We start from the raw sequence: 14,937 nt of genomic DNA, 5'->3' as shown, positions 1-14,937 counted from the left end.
AATCATGGAAATTATTATTCGAACAGGAGGAACCAATATGAACAATCCATATGGCGAATTAACCGTGGGAATGATGCGGACGGGGATTTTAGGGTTCGGTGGTGGTCCCTCGGTCATTCCACTCATCCGGCATGAAGCAGTTTCCCGTTATCATTGGCTAGATGATGACGAATTCGGTGATACATTGGCCATTGCCAATACACTCCCTGGTCCGATTGCCACAAAGATGGCCGCCTATCTGGGGTACAAACTGAAAGGATGGCCTGGTGCCATCGTAAGTGTGGCGGCGCATATCTTACCATCTGCCTTTGCCATGGTATTCTTGATCGCCTTCATAAACGTCCTCAGTAATTCGGCGATGATTACCAATATGATTGCTGCCGTGATGCCAGTCGTTGCTGTCATGCTTGGACAAATGGCGTATGAGTTTGGTGAAAAGGCCGTTAAAGGGTTAGGGAAAGTGCTTGGCATCTTATTTTTTTCCATCTCCTTCTTACTTCTTCAGGTCGTTTCCCTGCATCCTGGTATCGTCATCATGATTTTCCTTTTATATGGTGCCTTTCATTTTAAATTGAAGAACAGATTGAAAAATAAGAAACAGGATAAGAAGGAGGAATCAGCATAATGGGTGCCATTTTCATCCCGATTGGTGTAGCTGTGTTCTTGGCATTTTTCATAGCGAATATCCTTGGCTATGGAGGAGGTCCAGCTTCGATTCCGCTTATGTACGACCAAATTGTCACCCGCTATGGTTGGCTTTCTAATACGGAATTCTCACAAATGCTTGCGCTTGGAAACTCCCTCCCAGGACCGATTGCCACAAAAATCGCCGCCTATGTCGGTTACGATGTTTACGGATGGCCCGGGTTCTTCGTCGCTTTGGCGGGGACGATCATTCCTTCTGCCGTGGCCTTGATTTATTTATTGAAAATCTTGCGAAAATACAAGCAGTCGCCCATCGTAAAAGGCATGTCCTTACTCGTTCAGCCCGTGATCGCCATCATGATGCTATTGCTTACATGGCATATGGCTGCTGACGCTGTCGGCTCCATCGGGTATATTCATTCCTTAATCATTGCCGGAATTGCCTTCCTAGCATTGGGGAAATTCAAGATTCACCCTGCCTTCGTCATCATTTTTGCCTTTGCCTATGGAGGGTTCATCCTCCCGATCACATAAAAAAAATCCACCTTAAAGGTGGTTTTTTTATTAGGGTAGCAAGAAAACTATTTGAAAAGGATACTATAACTAAACGGCTAAATTAATTAATTTTTGATATGATTATACCCTCTATCGTTTCATTAAAAGAAAATTCCATATTAACCTTTTGGTTTTTATCAAAGTACCCCATTATTTTCGCACCAGAATCATCTCTTTCGTAGTAATTTTCTCCATATTCTTGTATAACATCTTCCTTTGAACTGCCCTTTGTTATTTTCTTTGATGTTTTATATGTATTGCTTGAAAAAAAATAACTAGCAACTTGCCCATTAACTATTTGAAATTCTATATCACTATTATCTCTATCTTTCCCATATATTAAATAGGTGGATTTTGACTTTTCTACCTCTTCAACAAAGTCTGGTTCTCCTAAAACTTCTTTAATCTTATCTTCTGTTGAATTTAAAGAAATTGTATTTACTTCCTCTGACAAACTTGTGCTATCAGTATTTTCATAGAAATCCATTTTATTAGTGGTTCCACAACCACTTAATACAATAATTGATAATAGTAAAATTGATAATGTAAATCGATACATACGGAAAAATCCAAACATTAAATTGTCTCCTTATAAATTAGTTGATAGCCATTGAGTTTTAGATTTGATCTGCTTGTTCAGTTTTAATTTCACTAATAATTTCTAGTTATTCTTTAGCAATTATGATCAACAACTCCCCCGTTCATTTTAAAAAAAGTTATTTTAATATTACCATTTATCTAAATATTTTATTTACATTAGCCAGTAAAGCCCTTAAACTTTTGGTTACCATCCATATTCAAATAGAGTACTTGGATTTTCAATTATCGAGGAGGAATTTTGTATGCAAAAATTACAAGAAATTTTAGAGACTAGAGATTTTATTATGAGCAAAACGGACAATCAGCCAAAAATCGGTATGATTTTAGGATCGGGGTTAGGATCTCTTGCTGATGAAATTGAGAACCCATTCAAAATCCCATATAGTGAAATTCCTCACTTTGCAAAATCCGAAGCAATTGGACACGCAAACGAACTAGTAATCGGGCAATTGAAAGGTAAGACTGTAGTGGCTATGAAAGGACGCTTTCATTATTATGAAGGATATACACTAGATGAAGTGACATTTCCCGTACGTGTCATGAAGGCATTAGGGGTGGAGCAATTGATCATTACCAATGCTTGTGGCGCAGTTAATACAGACTTTAATCCAGGTGATTTAATGCTCATTACCGACCATATCAATTTAGTTGGTACAAATCCTCTCATAGGACCTAATAATGATGAATTGGGTACTCGCTTCCCTGACCTTTCCCAAACTTATCATCCTGACTTGCGAAACATTGCGTCCAAAGTAGCTAAGGAAAAGAACATTTCCTTGCAACAGGGCGTCTATGCTTGGTGGAGTGGTCCCGCATATGAAACACCAGCGGAAATTCGAATGATTCGTACGCTGGGGGCAGACGCTGTAGGGATGTCAACCGTTCCGGAAGCCATTGTAGCCGTCCATGGCAAGATGAAAGTGCTAGGGATTTCCTGCTTAACGAATATGGCTTGCGGGATTTTAGATCAACCATTAAGTCATGATGAAGTGATTGAAGTTGCAAGTAAAGTTAGAACGCAATTCGTTGGATTGGTCAAAGGAATTGTGGAAGAAATGGAATAGTAATAGAATTGTAGGCATTATGCGCCCCAAAAAAAGATTGCCGAGATAACTATATCTTCTCGACAATCTTTTTTATCTCTACATGTAGCTTTTCCTAGAGCTTCATTCCCATCCGGCTCTTATAGCGTTTAATAAGGAGTTGGCAATCGACGCTGACAACCCCGACGACCGGATATAACTTTTCATTGAGGAAGCGTTCCATCTCCTGATTATCCGTGAAGATTCCATGCATATGCAGCTTACTAGGCCCCGTCATATGATACAAACTCGTTACTGCAGGCTCATCCTCCAGTTGTTGTGCCACCGATTCCAAATATTTAGGCTCCACCTCGACATTGAAAAATGCAGAAACATGAATGCCTATCTTAGCCGGATTGATGACAGCGGTAAAACGTTCAATCACCCCTTTTTCCACTAAATGATTGATTCTTGTTTGAACCGCCACTCTCGACAGTTCCACTTGCTTTGCTAAATCCGTATACGAAATCCGCGCATCTTCATGCAAGATCGAAATGATTTTCTTATCGATTTCATCCACCTTGGTGCTTGGAATGCTAAAGTCCTCTGCCATCTATGTAACTCCTTTTCGAATCATTTATTCTATTATCTCAAAGGATAGGGCCCTTCACCAATTATTTTCATGCAAAAGAAAAACTGCCAGAAAACCGGCAGTCTCGTTAATGAAGGATCAATAGCCAGATATATAGTCCAAACAGAGTGATGAATAGTGTTGGAACAGTCAGGATGATTCCTACTTTAAAATAATATCCCCATGTGATCCGGACACCTTTTAGCTTTAATACATGGAGCCACAAAAGTGTGGCCAAAGAGCCGATTGGCGTGATCTTTGGTCCTAAATCGGAACCGATGACGTTGGCATAAATCAGAGCATCCTTAATAGGCGCCGTTGTTTGAACTTCTGCAATGGCCAAGGCATTAATCATGACCGTTGGCAGATTATTCATGAATGAAGATAGAATAGCCGCAATGAATCCCATGATAATCGTCGCCGAAAACAAACCTTGATTGGCCGTTGCCTTAATGACGTCAGCTAACAAACTAGTCAGTCCTACATTTCGCAGTCCATATACGACCACATACATCCCAATCGAGAAGAATACGATATTCCATGGGGCACCGTTTAGGACGGTACGGATTTTCACGGCTGGACTTCTTCTTGCCAAAATCAAAAGGACAATGGCGATTACACCAGCCACAAACGAAACGGGTACACCTACAAACTCACTTGAAAAATAACCGGCTAGAAGAACAGCCAGGACGAACCAGGAAATCTTGAACATCCGCGGATCCTTAACCGCTTCGGCAGGACGCTTCAAATGAGAGGAATCATAGGTTACAGGTAGATCCTTTTTGAAAAACAAATACAATACGAGAATGCTAGCTCCTAAACTGAATAAAGTCGGAACGATCATCCGGCTGGCATATTCGCCAAAACCGATCCCGAAAAAGTCCGCTGACACAATATTCACCAGATTACTGATGACGAATGGCAAGGAAGTCGTATCGGCAATGAATCCGCTCGCCATGATGAATGGGAGCACCATCTTATCATCGAACTTCAATGCTCGCACCATCGCTAGCACAATCGGCGTCAAGATCAATGCCGCCCCATCGTTTGCAAAAAGCGCCGAAACGATGGCTCCTAGAATCATCACCAAAATGAAGAGACGGAAGCCTTTACCATCTGCATATCGGGCCATGTGAAGCGCAGCCCATTCAAAAAATCCAATTTCATCTAAAATTAACGAAATGATAATCAGGGCCACGAACGTCAATGTCGCATTCCAAACAATCTGCGTCACATCACTTACATCCTGGAATGAAACAACACCGAACAAAAGAGCGATGATCGCCCCTCCGCAGGCACTCCAGCCAATTCCCAGACCCTTTGGCTGCCAGATGACCAACACTAATGTAATCATAAAAATAAGTAGAGCTAAAAACGTCGAACTCATGATGCCAGCACCTCTAAGCCACTCCTTCTATAAAACTTTCTTCCCTTAACTATATAAGAATACTAGTTTTTACACAACGCACAAAGGCCACCAATTTCTTGGCAGCCCCCTGTTAATATGAGCCTTCCAATTCATCATCTACCAAATCCATTAGATAAGGCACATCCACATAATCATTCCCTGTTGAATACCCGATTCCATCGGTAGGCACCGTCGGAAAAACTTCCTTGCCGTCCTTGTCATAGAATCTATTACCTATTTTAAATGTTTGTCTATCCTCAAAGAATTCATCAAAACTGGATTCTTTCTGTACTTCTGCATACTGATCCATAAGAGTCCGCCAGCTATCCGGATATTTTTCCACTCCATATGATTTATCCTCAACCGTGATACTGTGCATCATTTCTAAACCAGGTTCGTAGGTCGCTTCATCCCCTGATACAGTGAAATTCCTATCTTTTTTCATAAACGCCTTAATTTCAGACACTTCATCCTTTGGATCCAGATTCCACATAAAAAATGAATCTCCTTCTCCATTCCAGGCTTTTGGCTCACCCCCATTATCTACGGAAGCTGCTCTCCATTTATTGTCCTTCCATACCCAGAAACTCATCCCGTATTCTTTGCTTTCATTGATGAAAGGGACAAAAACATGGGTTTCATCTAAATAAAGAACGTCTTGAATGATTTTAGGCTCTGATTCAGGAAAAAAAGAATTGATTCGTTTAATCACTTGTTTATCTGTAAGAAATGCTTCAGGTTCTCTTGGAGCTCGAATGATCAAAAGGACTCCCACTATAAGGACAATCACCATCACTAAAATGATGGTTTTCGTTTTTTTATTCACTTTTTTCAGCACCTCCGGTCAACACAGATTCTTCCGACCGGAAGTAAACCTGTCCTCCTTTATTCGGTGTAATGAGGAAACCCTTTCCATCATCTTCTACATAAATGACTGTTTCAAGTCCGCTGCCCTTTTTAGGAACCGTTCCTGTCAGAAAATAAGGGAAACGTTCCTCATATCCATTCTTTTCATTAATCTTATAATACCAAGACTCACTTTTGATTTGCTTTTTTGTCATCTTGTCCACCTGTTTTTGCAACACTTCATTATTCAATGTGACATCCTTGCCAGCCGGGTGAGTGATAATCAGGGAAGCTTTTTCAACGTCCTGCATATATGTCGAGGGTTGATCTTTTGGGAACATTAGATGTTCAAGCGGCGAGTTTAAGAATGAAGAAGACAAAAAAATGAAGTTCACCCAAAACCCTAACCAAGCATAACGACGGTACCGCGACCAACGCTCTGTATTTCCCTTTCTTCTCAAAAACCAATATAAAAAGACGACTCCTAATGGCAATATTGGTATCTTTGCCACTTCACTTGATAAATTAAAATGAATACTAAAAGAAAAAATCCCGATGAACATAACTAGGAGCCCTTTCCATACCTTTGGCGGATTCTGTTGTTTTTTGTAAACAACAAAGAATAGTAGGGCAATAAGTAAATAACTGAAGACTAATAGAATAAAAGAGGGCATATGTACAAACACGTTCTGCTTCATTTTCAACTCATCCTCCCACCACTAAACGGATGTTTACCTATTAAATGTAATATAATCACTCTACCATATCCCATCTCTTTTGTAACCGCAGCCTCCCCCACCTTACTTAGTAATAAAGATGGGGTCTTACCTTTTATTGAAAACCGCGGTTATAGGTATCCACAGCTTAATCCTTCGATTGAACAGTATTCATTATATTTTTATATTCCTTATCATTGATAATTCCCAACTTCTTGAACAAGGTGGAATATCCAATGATTTTCTTTTGGGTACGGTTCGTAAAATTCATATGAATCCTCTCCTTTTTTATAATCTATGCAATTCCGACAAAATGTTTCCTTGAGGCAAAATAATTTGTATAACTAAAATAAAAAAACTGCCCTTGGAATGGCAGTTTTCCTCTATCTTTCAAAATTAGTTGCAGGGTCTACAGCTTCCCCTGCTTCAAAGAATGAACCAAGTCTTTCATTTGTGTAATATAGGAAAAAGCTTCTGTAGAAAAAATGAACTTTTCCTGTGATAAAGCATGGAGTGCCTTGATTTTATCGTCATTGTCGATAAAACCATTCAGCACGTCATCCAGTCCCTCTGAGAAACCGATCATTTCATGAAGGGTAATACCCGTGGCCTTTTTGATTTCGTTCATTTTCTCGGATAATTTCTTCTCATTGCTGGAAATATCATTAAAGTAATTTTTCGTATTTTCAGTGGTCAGGATAACCGCTTCAATTTCTTTCGTTTTCTCTGAAACACTACTTGAAAAAGTATCCACATTCTTCACGATACTATTTACCTTCAGATTGATTTCAGTCAGGGAGGCTTTGCTTTTATCTGCCAATTTCCTTACTTCCTGTGCCACTAAAGCAAAACCTCGTCCGTGCTCCCCGGCTCTAGCTGCCTCAATCGAAGCATTCAAGGCGAGAAGATTCGTTTGATCGGCGATCGATTCAATCACCACGACAAAGCTTGAAATCTCTTTGATTTCTTCTTGTAAACTCATGATGGTTTCTTCGAATTGTTGGAACATCGCATTAACATTCGTCATTTGGTTGACCAAGTTATCGATATTATCACTACCAGCCAAGACCATTTCCATACTTTCTTTTGTTTGTATAGATACTTCATCCGTAATCGTCTCGATGTTTTCCGTACTGCCTACTACATGACGAATATTAGAAACCGTCTCTCCCAAGGCCAGATTCTGAACTTCGATACTAGATTTCAAATCATGGACGAAATGATTCAACTGGCTATCCTGCTTGGAATTGTCGCTACTGGTATCTCGTAACAGTCCGACCAAGTCGTCTAATCCCTTTACAACTTGATCGAAGTCTTGTTTATCCATCGTGGTCGCAAGCTCGATGATTTCTTTCTTCGTCACTTTCTCGACGTTGCCCTTACGAAGCAAATCTAGAATACTCATTTTCTATCTCCTCGTTTGCGTTTCCCGAACCCCAGTAATATAAGGGTCTGATTTAATTGCATGTTATTTAATTGCTCCCCGTAACTGCAAAACCCACCCAAATGAGGAAGTTTCTCTAATTCCTTATTTAACGTGGCGACGATTCCTTGACTTTTAAATTGTAGTTTTCGTAATATGCAATTGATGCCCAGTACGCCATCCAATTGAGAAAACTCTTCTTTGAAATCAGCCACTGTACTTTTCAGCGTTTCCACTGGATTTTTCGGCTCCAATATCTCTACAACCGAGTCCTGGAATATTTGGCAGTAGAACTGTATGGATCCGTCCGGCTGTGTTTGGAAAGGAGATGCTATATAGATTTCCTCGTTGACCGCACGACCTAAAGGATTGGACATAAAATATTTGGAGAGCTGATTCTCAGGAACTCCCAATAATCGGGCATATTCACTCGTTGCCCTTTTTCCATTCATTTCATAAACCGTGCGACTTTCCGTATCTGACTTAGTAATCTTCATTTCCTTGCCAGTCGTCTGAAAGATATTCTCCTTACGAATGACAAACTCATCATCCGTTTTAATGAAAGCAACCAGACCGGCCGTATTCGAAGTTTCCCCGTTATAAGAAACCATTGTCTCTAGAAACTTTTCATCATCCCCTGCCGTACCGCCAAACAGTGGAAACCCTTCTTATTTAAATACCGAGTTCACAACGGAAAGCATCTTTTCCTCCGCCCCCACTAACCCATTGGGAAAGACAAGGCCGATGCCTTCCGTCTCGATATTCCTACTATTTCGATCAATCCCAACCTCACATAACCCTTGAATTAAATGATCGCGATAAAAAATCGGATATTTGATGATATCTTTGATCATCACACCTTTTGCCGAGAAATTACTTCCATTAAAACTCATGGCCGAAACCCCATGTTCCGTAATCCCATTGGGACCTATTTCACCAACAGTGGTTAATCCCAATATCTCGGAGTGTGGGAACGACTCATGAAAAAGCCCCGTTAATTCCTCGAAGTTTTGAGTGGTACTTGCAAAAAAAAGAAGTAATTTTGGTTCACTATGTATACCGCTCTTCAATTCGCGAAAGGCTTCTAATGCAGTTTTTTTACTACTATAAGCGGATTTTATTTGCACCATTTACGTTTGTCCCCCTACATATGCTGATATCTTTTGAAAATACAAGGATCATCCTTTTACTAGTCCTCGGTCTTTTAGAGAGCTTTTAAGAAGATTCTACTCTCCTAAAAGACGCCTCTACTTATATCGACAGAATCCCCTTAACTATTATAAAAACAGGGAAATAAACCGCTGAATTTCGCTGGCATTCTACAGAATCAGACAATCACCCTACCCCTTCACAAGGCGAAATTTTCGAAATAACTACAGAAAGCAGCGAATACTGATCATGAATGAGATAAAATAAAAAAACATGTCCTCCATTAGCAGGACATGTTTTTTAGAGGTCATGAATGACTATATGAATTTCAACGCCAAAAAGACCTTATCGATAAAGGGATAAGGTCTTTTGACAGCTCATCATCATTATTTAGATGATAGTTCACTTTCTGTTACCCATTGATGATTTTTCACTTCAATCCCACCATCGGTAGGTTTGTAATCAACCATATAAACGGTAGTGGTATCGGCTTCCTCAATGACACCTTTTGCGCCTTCCATACCCTCCATATGATCGATATCAAGAGTCACTTCAGTACCTGGTTCTAACGGAACTTCCCCAGCATCCTCGATTTCTTCATGAATCACCCATTTATGATTTTCAACTTTTTTATCCTCTGTTGTAGGTGTATACGTAACGGAATAAGCTGTCGTATCATAGGCTCCGACAATTGTTGCTTCGGCTCCATCCATGCCTTCCATATGATCTGATTTAATCGTTGCTTTACTTCCCACTTCATACTTTGGATTCTCTGCAGCTTTCAAACCATCAGGAACCTCTGCCTCATTGGAAGTATCTTTAGCATGGTCCATATGATTCGTTTCCTCTTTAGTCGTATCTGTATCCGTACTTTGTTCCGTTTTCGGTGTTTGATCCGTGCTTTTCTCCTCATTATCATCATTACATGCGGATAATGCGAAAGCTGATGCCAAAGAAACCAAACCAATTGCTAATTTTTTGCTTTTCATAGTTGTAGTCACTCCTAATAGATTATTTAATAAGTCGAAACAGAATGCTAGCCTAAAATATATGTATGTACTCTGCTCACCCTTACTACATGTGTAAGTATCCTGTCTCTCTTATATTTTTACCCCATTAGAATCACCATAAACATGGATTATATGACATGATGAACAACACTATCTCTTTATATTGATTCCTTAACCCGATTGTTCGGACTAAAATTGATTCGTTTGTTTATAGCAATCTCAATAGTTTCCAGCCCCTATTCCGAGATGGTTAGAGTCTGCTGAATTCTTGAAAGGGAAAGTTCATATGGGAAAATCGGAAGCGTTTGCAGTTAATATATAATAGAAGAAAGCCGTCCATGAGGAGAGATTTGAAATAAGTGTTTTTAGGGGATCTGCATTCAAAAAAACTAAAAGCAGAACAATTTCAGTAATGGTTCTGCCACATGATTCAAAGAGTATTCAGCTAGCTAGGTATTGTTTCTAGTCGATCAACTTGATCAACCCATTGTATCGTTAATAAATTCGGCAGAGTCGACAGTTCATGATGAATCTGAATATATTTTTTGCACTTCACAGTCGCAACACACTCAATAATAGAATGTTGATCTTCTATCAATACTTTATAGCTACCTACATTCGGTAACGAATAATTAGGTAGTAGACCATTTTTCTGACAATATTTCGTTTTATAAAAGCGTCCCAATAGCCTCGGTAATTCACTAAGCTTTCGTTCTGATAAATACCTCCGAATCAAGGTCGAACTGATTTTTTGATCATTCCACTTTAGCTCTTCGACAACTGAGAGGCCTACTTGCTGGATTGCTGCATAAGTTGCCAGGGTATGAACAGTTCCACTCGCTTTTGCCCCATATGTGTAATCGAAACCGCAAATGATTTCCTTAGCATTCAACCCAATAATATAATCATCTAAAAAATCGTTCGCTTCTACTTTAGCTAATTCCTTTGTGAATTCCACGATATAAAAAATATCCACTTCAAGCCTTTCTAGTTTCTCAACCTTTTGTTCTAGCGGCTCAAGATAGGAAACTTCTTTATCCGAAAATAGCACACTTTTAGGATGCGGAAAAAAAGAGAGAACCGCTAGTGATAAGTTTTGTGCTTTTGCTTTTTCTTTAGCGGTTCGAATAACTTTTTGATGCCCTAAATGCACACCATCAAAATAACCAAGGGCCATCGCTACATGGGGAGCGGTTTGCTTAATCTCTTGTAAATTATTCGCATTCACATAGATTACCTTCATTGCGATTCTCTCCTTTTTCTTTATCTTGCTAGATTTTGTGCCACTTCATAAATTAAATCTTCTTGCCCACCAACCGCTTTCATTTGGCCGATTTTCATTAAAAGGTCCCGTTCGTCGACACCAAATTGTTTTGCGGCCTTTTGTGCATGCAATAAGAAGCTTGAGTACACGCCAGCATACCCTAAGGTTAAGCTACCGCCAGTTATTTCTTGTGATTGTTGCATGATGGGCGCAATTACATCATTCGCCGTGTCCATTAATGTATATAAATCGATGCCCGTTTCAAAACCTAGTTTTTCTAAAACAGCGACCATTACTTCTGTTTGTGTATTACCGGCCCCTGCACCTAATGCACGCATGCTTCCATCAATATAAGTGGCTCCAGCCTCCACCGCTGCAACTGTATTAGCCATGGCCATCGATAAATTGTTATGGGCATGAAAACCAATATCACATTGTAAAGTTTGTTTAAGCGCTGTAATTCGCTCGGTTACATCTTTTGGTAACATGGCTCCAGCCGAATCTGTTACATATACGATCTCTGCTCCGTAACTTTCAAATAATTTTGCCTGCTCCACGATTTTTTCAACAGGTGCCATATGGCTCATCATTAAGAATCCAGCTGTTTTCAAGTCGAGTTTGCGTGCTAATTCAATATGTTGGGCAGCTACATCGGCTTCTGTTACGTGCGTTGCTACACGAACCATTTTCGCCCCTAAGTTCGCTGCATTTTCCAAGTCATGTTTTGTACCGATTCCAGGAATCAATAATACAGCGACTTCTGAAGTCGTACATTCTGATACAGCCACTTCAATCAGTTTCAGTTCATCGGTTGCTGACAAACCATATTGTAAGGAAGAACCACCCAAGCCATCTCCATGTGATACTTCAAAATAGCGAACACCCGCCGCATTTAAACCTTTTGCTGCAGCACGTACTTGTTCCTCTGTAAACATATGGCGGACAGAGTGACTTCCATCACGTAACGATACATCCAAAATATTTAATGTCATGAGATGACCTCCTCCTTCCCTCTTTGTAAATGACGTGCCATTTCATTGCCGACTTGCACGGCAGCTGCCGTCATAATATCCAAGTTACCAGCGTAAGCCGGTAGATAGTCTGCTGCCCCATTCACTTCGACAAATACGGATACTTTCCTACCTTCAAAAATCGGCGACACTTTTAATGTATAACCTGGTACGTAAGCTTGCACTTCCGCTACCATGTCGTGAATCGACTTGGTGATCGCTTCTTCATGACCTTCTTCTTCGACCAAAGCATGGATGGTATCACGCATAATAACTGGTGGGTCCGCAGGATTCAAAATGATAATGGCTTTCCCTTTTTTCGCACCTCCTACCACTTCGATCGCTTTAGAAGTTGTACTTGTGAATTCATCGATATTTGCGCGTGTACCAGGACCGGCAGAAAGGCTTGAAATGGTTGCGACAATTTCAGCATACTCTACGGACACAATCCGATTTATGGCATGAATGATGGGAATTGTCGCCTGACCGCCACACGTAACCATATTCACATTCGGTTTATCGATATGCTCTTTTAAATTTACTGGTGGAACTGTAAATGGTCCGATTGCAGCTGGTGTTAAATCAATTACTTTTTTATTGGCAGCCGTTAATCGATCGCTATTATGCTTATGTGCATACGCACTTGTCGCGTCATATACGATATCCACTAATTCAACACGTTCCATGAGTCCGTCAATCCCGTTTGAAATTATTTCATATCCGCGCTTCTTTGCACGTTTTAAACCATCGGAATTCGGGTCGATGCCTACCATCACACTCATTTCCAATACGGGACTGCGCTCGATTTTGTACATTAAGTCGGTTCCTATATTTCCTGACCCGATGATTCCCACTTTAAGCTTCGTCATTTTTTCACCACTTCCTTAGAAATGTTAACGCTTACTTTTCCGAGCTGACCGAAGTCCACTTCGAATTTATCGCCTGTTTCAAAGGTCACGGCTTTTGATAGGGCTCCTGATAAAACAAACATGCCAGGCTCGATGGAGATCCCATATGTACTCACTTCATTTGCTAACCAGACCACCGCTTGGAGCGGGTTGCCTAACACGGCCGCGCTCGTTGCTTCATCTAAGAATTCACCATTTTTATGCACGGTCATTGGTATATTCGTGATGTCTTCAATCTCTTCAAGCAGGGTCCGCTTTTCTCCTAAAATGGCACCTGCCGAAGAGCCATTGTCCGCCACTGTATCCTCGAACTTTATTTCCCAATTCGCAATCCGGCTATCGATCACTTCCACTGCTGGCACAACATATGCCGTGGCATCGATTACATCCTGCACCGTCACGTCAGGTCCTTTTAACTCTTTATTGAAAACAAATGCGATTTCAAATTCCACCTTTGGTTGAATGAAGGACTCAGTCCTTAAACCATCAGCCTCGTCGTAAACCATCGTATCTAAAATGAAGCCGTAATCCGGTGTATAGACATTCAACATTTCTTGCATCGCTTTACTCGTCAACCCAATTTTCAGCCCTTTTACAGACGCCCCGTTGTCCGTCTTTTGACGAATTTGCGCCAATTGCACGGCATAGGCATCAGCAGGGGTAATCTTTTCATAAGTTTCAGTTAATGGTGCAATGGGCTGTTTCGTACGTTCCGCTTCAAGCAATGCTTCCGCCATTATTTGTGTATTCATAGACCATTCTCCTTTTATGAATTGACTGTTTCTACCGCATTCAACTGATGATATTTACCACTGAAGAACAATAACGGATTTTTATCTTCAAGATGTAAGTCGATTACTTTACCAATGAATAATGTATGGTCACCTTCTACATGTTCCGATACGACTTCACATGCAATTTGGGCGATGGCCCCTCTTAATACAGGTTGTTCAGCCAATGCTTCGAATTCTACTGCATCACCAGGTCTCCCAGCGAAATGACGTGAATAATGCTCTTGGTCTTCGGCTAAAATATTAACTGTGTATTTTTTGGATTGTGAAACTTTCTCTAAGAATTTTGCTTTATGTCCAACGGAAATTAAGACAAGCTTAGGATCCAATGATATTGACACGAAACCATTTGCCGTCATTCCATGTGTTTCACCTTCGTTTTCTGTTAAAAGAACGGTTACACCTGTCGCAAACTTTCCCATTGCATCTCTAAATAAACGATCATCCATCCTAACTCCTCCATTCGTAACTGAATAATTCAATCATAAATCAGTCCATTTAAAATTATCATTGTATTTTTTATTGAAAATTCAGATAAAAACAATAAAATTGCACATGAAAATAAATTTGAATTCTTTGTGAATTATTTTTACAAAAAATCAGCTGTATCATATATCCTTCCATTAAAAATCCCACATTGTAAATCGGGAATTTTTCTTTTTCATTTTTGTTCTCTTTCAAAACACAAATTAGTATCCTTATTTTTTTGCTTGTAAATCTCTTTTTTTTCAAATAGAATTCTGTTCATGGAAGAAAAATTTCCGAATTTTCCCACCATTCACTATTATTCTTGTAGAGAAAAGTGAAAATAATGGTGAAATGTGTGCCTTTACTTACAATAATGGAGGTGTTTGATGATTCCAATGCCAAATTGAAAGCGCTATCACCAATTTTCAGAAAAAGACAGAAGTATCAGACCACCAATACTTTTTTGAAAAACAATTGTGGATGGGGAAAAT

Annotated in this window: 17 protein-coding genes and 1 pseudogene; 3 read left to right on the top strand and 15 right to left on the bottom strand. The window is 40.0% G+C overall.

Annotation, left to right across the window (positions count from 1 at the left end; genetic code table 11):
* The first annotated feature begins 37 nt into the window (after positions 1–37).
* Together ACQKIC_RS18390 and ACQKIC_RS18385 are read left to right on the top strand one after the other, a co-directional pair.
* The gene (locus tag ACQKIC_RS18390) at positions 38–625 is read left to right on the top strand and encodes a chromate transporter (RefSeq protein ID WP_402867579.1); all 588 of its coding nucleotides are present in this window, start codon (positions 38–40) and stop codon (positions 623–625) included.
* Positions 625–1,179 (top strand): chromate transporter, encoded by a 555-nt coding sequence (locus ACQKIC_RS18385; protein ID WP_402955437.1) that lies wholly within the window; start codon positions 625–627, stop codon positions 1,177–1,179. The genes ACQKIC_RS18390 and ACQKIC_RS18385 overlap by 1 nt, the downstream gene beginning before the upstream one ends.
* 82 nt (positions 1,180–1,261) lie before the next feature.
* Here the strand turns inward: ACQKIC_RS18385 and ACQKIC_RS18380 are convergent, their stop codons facing one another.
* Positions 1,262–1,777 carry a hypothetical protein gene (locus ACQKIC_RS18380; protein WP_427592112.1) on the bottom strand — a complete coding sequence of 172 codons (516 nt, stop codon included), beginning with the start codon at positions 1,775–1,777 and terminating at the stop codon, positions 1,262–1,264.
* 265 nt (positions 1,778–2,042) lie between these two features.
* Between ACQKIC_RS18380 and ACQKIC_RS18375 the strand changes: the two genes are divergently transcribed.
* On the top strand, positions 2,043–2,864 hold the full coding sequence (locus ACQKIC_RS18375) for a purine-nucleoside phosphorylase (RefSeq protein WP_427592111.1): 822 nt from the start codon (positions 2,043–2,045) through the stop codon (positions 2,862–2,864).
* 94 nt (positions 2,865–2,958) lie between these two features.
* Here ACQKIC_RS18375 and ACQKIC_RS18370 read toward each other — a convergent pair whose 3' ends face one another.
* The 14 genes and pseudogenes from ACQKIC_RS18370 to ACQKIC_RS18305 all read right to left on the bottom strand — a co-directional run bounded on the left by ACQKIC_RS18370 (position 2,959) and on the right by ACQKIC_RS18305 (position 14,427).
* Complete coding sequence (locus ACQKIC_RS18370) at positions 2,959–3,435, bottom strand: Lrp/AsnC family transcriptional regulator (protein WP_402867572.1); 477 nt, start codon at positions 3,433–3,435, stop codon at positions 2,959–2,961.
* A gap of 106 nt (positions 3,436–3,541) precedes the next feature.
* The gene (locus ACQKIC_RS18365; protein ID WP_427592110.1) at positions 3,542–4,840 is read right to left on the bottom strand and encodes an arsenic transporter; all 1,299 of its coding nucleotides are present in this window, start codon (positions 4,838–4,840) and stop codon (positions 3,542–3,544) included.
* Between the two features lie 112 nt (positions 4,841–4,952).
* Positions 4,953–5,687, bottom strand: coding sequence for a hypothetical protein (locus ACQKIC_RS18360; RefSeq protein ID WP_427592109.1), 735 nt, complete (start codon positions 5,685–5,687; stop codon positions 4,953–4,955).
* The gene (locus ACQKIC_RS18355) at positions 5,680–6,405 is read right to left on the bottom strand and encodes a hypothetical protein (RefSeq protein WP_427592108.1); all 726 of its coding nucleotides are present in this window, start codon (positions 6,403–6,405) and stop codon (positions 5,680–5,682) included. Before ACQKIC_RS18355 ends, ACQKIC_RS18360 begins: the two co-directional genes overlap by 8 nt.
* Positions 6,406–6,571: 166 nt before the next feature.
* Positions 6,572–6,694 carry a hypothetical protein gene (locus ACQKIC_RS18350; RefSeq protein ID WP_402867568.1) on the bottom strand — a complete coding sequence of 41 codons (123 nt, stop codon included), beginning with the start codon at positions 6,692–6,694 and terminating at the stop codon, positions 6,572–6,574.
* 138 nt (positions 6,695–6,832) lie between these two features.
* Positions 6,833–7,450, bottom strand: coding sequence for a methyl-accepting chemotaxis protein (locus ACQKIC_RS18345; protein WP_427592128.1), 618 nt, complete (start codon positions 7,448–7,450; stop codon positions 6,833–6,835).
* Positions 7,451–7,824: 374 nt separating this feature from the next.
* Positions 7,825–8,298 (bottom strand): FIST C-terminal domain-containing protein, encoded by a 474-nt coding sequence (locus ACQKIC_RS18340; RefSeq protein WP_427592127.1) that lies wholly within the window; start codon positions 8,296–8,298, stop codon positions 7,825–7,827.
* A pseudogene (locus tag ACQKIC_RS18335) lies at positions 8,299–8,976 on the bottom strand (FIST N-terminal domain-containing protein); the annotation flags it as partial.
* 405 nt (positions 8,977–9,381) lie between these two features.
* Complete coding sequence (locus tag ACQKIC_RS18330; protein WP_427592107.1) at positions 9,382–9,984, bottom strand: YdhK family protein; 603 nt, start codon at positions 9,982–9,984, stop codon at positions 9,382–9,384.
* A gap of 466 nt (positions 9,985–10,450) precedes the next feature.
* Entirely contained in the window at positions 10,451–11,248 is a 798-nt protein-coding gene (locus ACQKIC_RS18325) for an adenylyltransferase/cytidyltransferase family protein (protein WP_402867566.1), read from the bottom strand.
* 20 nt (positions 11,249–11,268) lie between these two features.
* Positions 11,269–12,261 (bottom strand): 4-hydroxy-2-oxovalerate aldolase, encoded by a 993-nt coding sequence (gene dmpG / locus ACQKIC_RS18320; protein WP_402867565.1) that lies wholly within the window; start codon positions 12,259–12,261, stop codon positions 11,269–11,271.
* A complete protein-coding gene (locus ACQKIC_RS18315) occupies positions 12,258–13,148 on the bottom strand; it encodes an acetaldehyde dehydrogenase (acetylating) (RefSeq protein WP_427592106.1) in 891 nt (296 codons plus the stop codon). The genes dmpG and ACQKIC_RS18315 overlap by 4 nt, the downstream gene beginning before the upstream one ends.
* Positions 13,145–13,939, bottom strand: a complete 795-nt coding sequence (locus ACQKIC_RS18310; RefSeq protein ID WP_407408448.1) for a 2-keto-4-pentenoate hydratase — start codon at positions 13,937–13,939, stop codon at positions 13,145–13,147. The genes ACQKIC_RS18315 and ACQKIC_RS18310 overlap by 4 nt, the downstream gene beginning before the upstream one ends.
* A gap of 14 nt (positions 13,940–13,953) precedes the next feature.
* A complete protein-coding gene (locus tag ACQKIC_RS18305) occupies positions 13,954–14,427 on the bottom strand; it encodes a flavin reductase family protein (protein WP_402867562.1) in 474 nt (157 codons plus the stop codon).
* Positions 14,428–14,937: the final 510 nt, after the last annotated feature.

The organism is Peribacillus sp. NPDC046944 (assembly GCF_050272735.1).
Lineage (GTDB): Bacteria > Bacillota > Bacilli > Bacillales > DSM-1321 > Peribacillus.
The sequence above is the reverse complement of the archived record's forward strand: the minus strand, read 5'-3'. Positions and strand labels throughout refer to the sequence as shown.

Coding starts and splice junctions, on each gene's coding strand:
- ACQKIC_RS18390 (WP_402867579.1), top strand. CDS start 38: ATGAACAATCCATATGGCGAATTAACCGTGGGAATGATGCGGACGGGG.
- ACQKIC_RS18385 (WP_402955437.1), top strand. CDS start 625: ATGGGTGCCATTTTCATCCCGATTGGTGTAGCTGTGTTCTTGGCATTT.
- ACQKIC_RS18380 (WP_427592112.1), bottom strand. CDS start 1,777: ATGTTTGGATTTTTCCGTATGTATCGATTTACATTATCAATTTTACTA.
- ACQKIC_RS18375 (WP_427592111.1), top strand. CDS start 2,043: ATGCAAAAATTACAAGAAATTTTAGAGACTAGAGATTTTATTATGAGC.
- ACQKIC_RS18370 (WP_402867572.1), bottom strand. CDS start 3,435: ATGGCAGAGGACTTTAGCATTCCAAGCACCAAGGTGGATGAAATCGAT.
- ACQKIC_RS18365 (WP_427592110.1), bottom strand. CDS start 4,840: ATGAGTTCGACGTTTTTAGCTCTACTTATTTTTATGATTACATTAGTG.
- ACQKIC_RS18355 (WP_427592108.1), bottom strand. CDS start 6,405: ATGAAGCAGAACGTGTTTGTACATATGCCCTCTTTTATTCTATTAGTC.
- ACQKIC_RS18350 (WP_402867568.1), bottom strand. CDS start 6,694: ATGAATTTTACGAACCGTACCCAAAAGAAAATCATTGGATATTCCACC.
- ACQKIC_RS18345 (WP_427592128.1), bottom strand. CDS start 7,450: ATGACGAATGTTAATGCGATGTTCCAACAATTCGAAGAAACCATCATG.
- ACQKIC_RS18340 (WP_427592127.1), bottom strand. CDS start 8,298: ATGAATGGAAAAAGGGCAACGAGTGAATATGCCCGATTATTGGGAGTT.
- ACQKIC_RS18330 (WP_427592107.1), bottom strand. CDS start 9,984: ATGAAAAGCAAAAAATTAGCAATTGGTTTGGTTTCTTTGGCATCAGCT.
- ACQKIC_RS18325 (WP_402867566.1), bottom strand. CDS start 11,248: ATGAAGGTAATCTATGTGAATGCGAATAATTTACAAGAGATTAAGCAA.
- dmpG (WP_402867565.1), bottom strand. CDS start 12,261: ATGACATTAAATATTTTGGATGTATCGTTACGTGATGGAAGTCACTCT.
- ACQKIC_RS18315 (WP_427592106.1), bottom strand. CDS start 13,148: ATGACGAAGCTTAAAGTGGGAATCATCGGGTCAGGAAATATAGGAACC.
- ACQKIC_RS18310 (WP_407408448.1), bottom strand. CDS start 13,939: ATGAATACACAAATAATGGCGGAAGCATTGCTTGAAGCGGAACGTACG.
- ACQKIC_RS18305 (WP_402867562.1), bottom strand. CDS start 14,427: ATGGATGATCGTTTATTTAGAGATGCAATGGGAAAGTTTGCGACAGGT.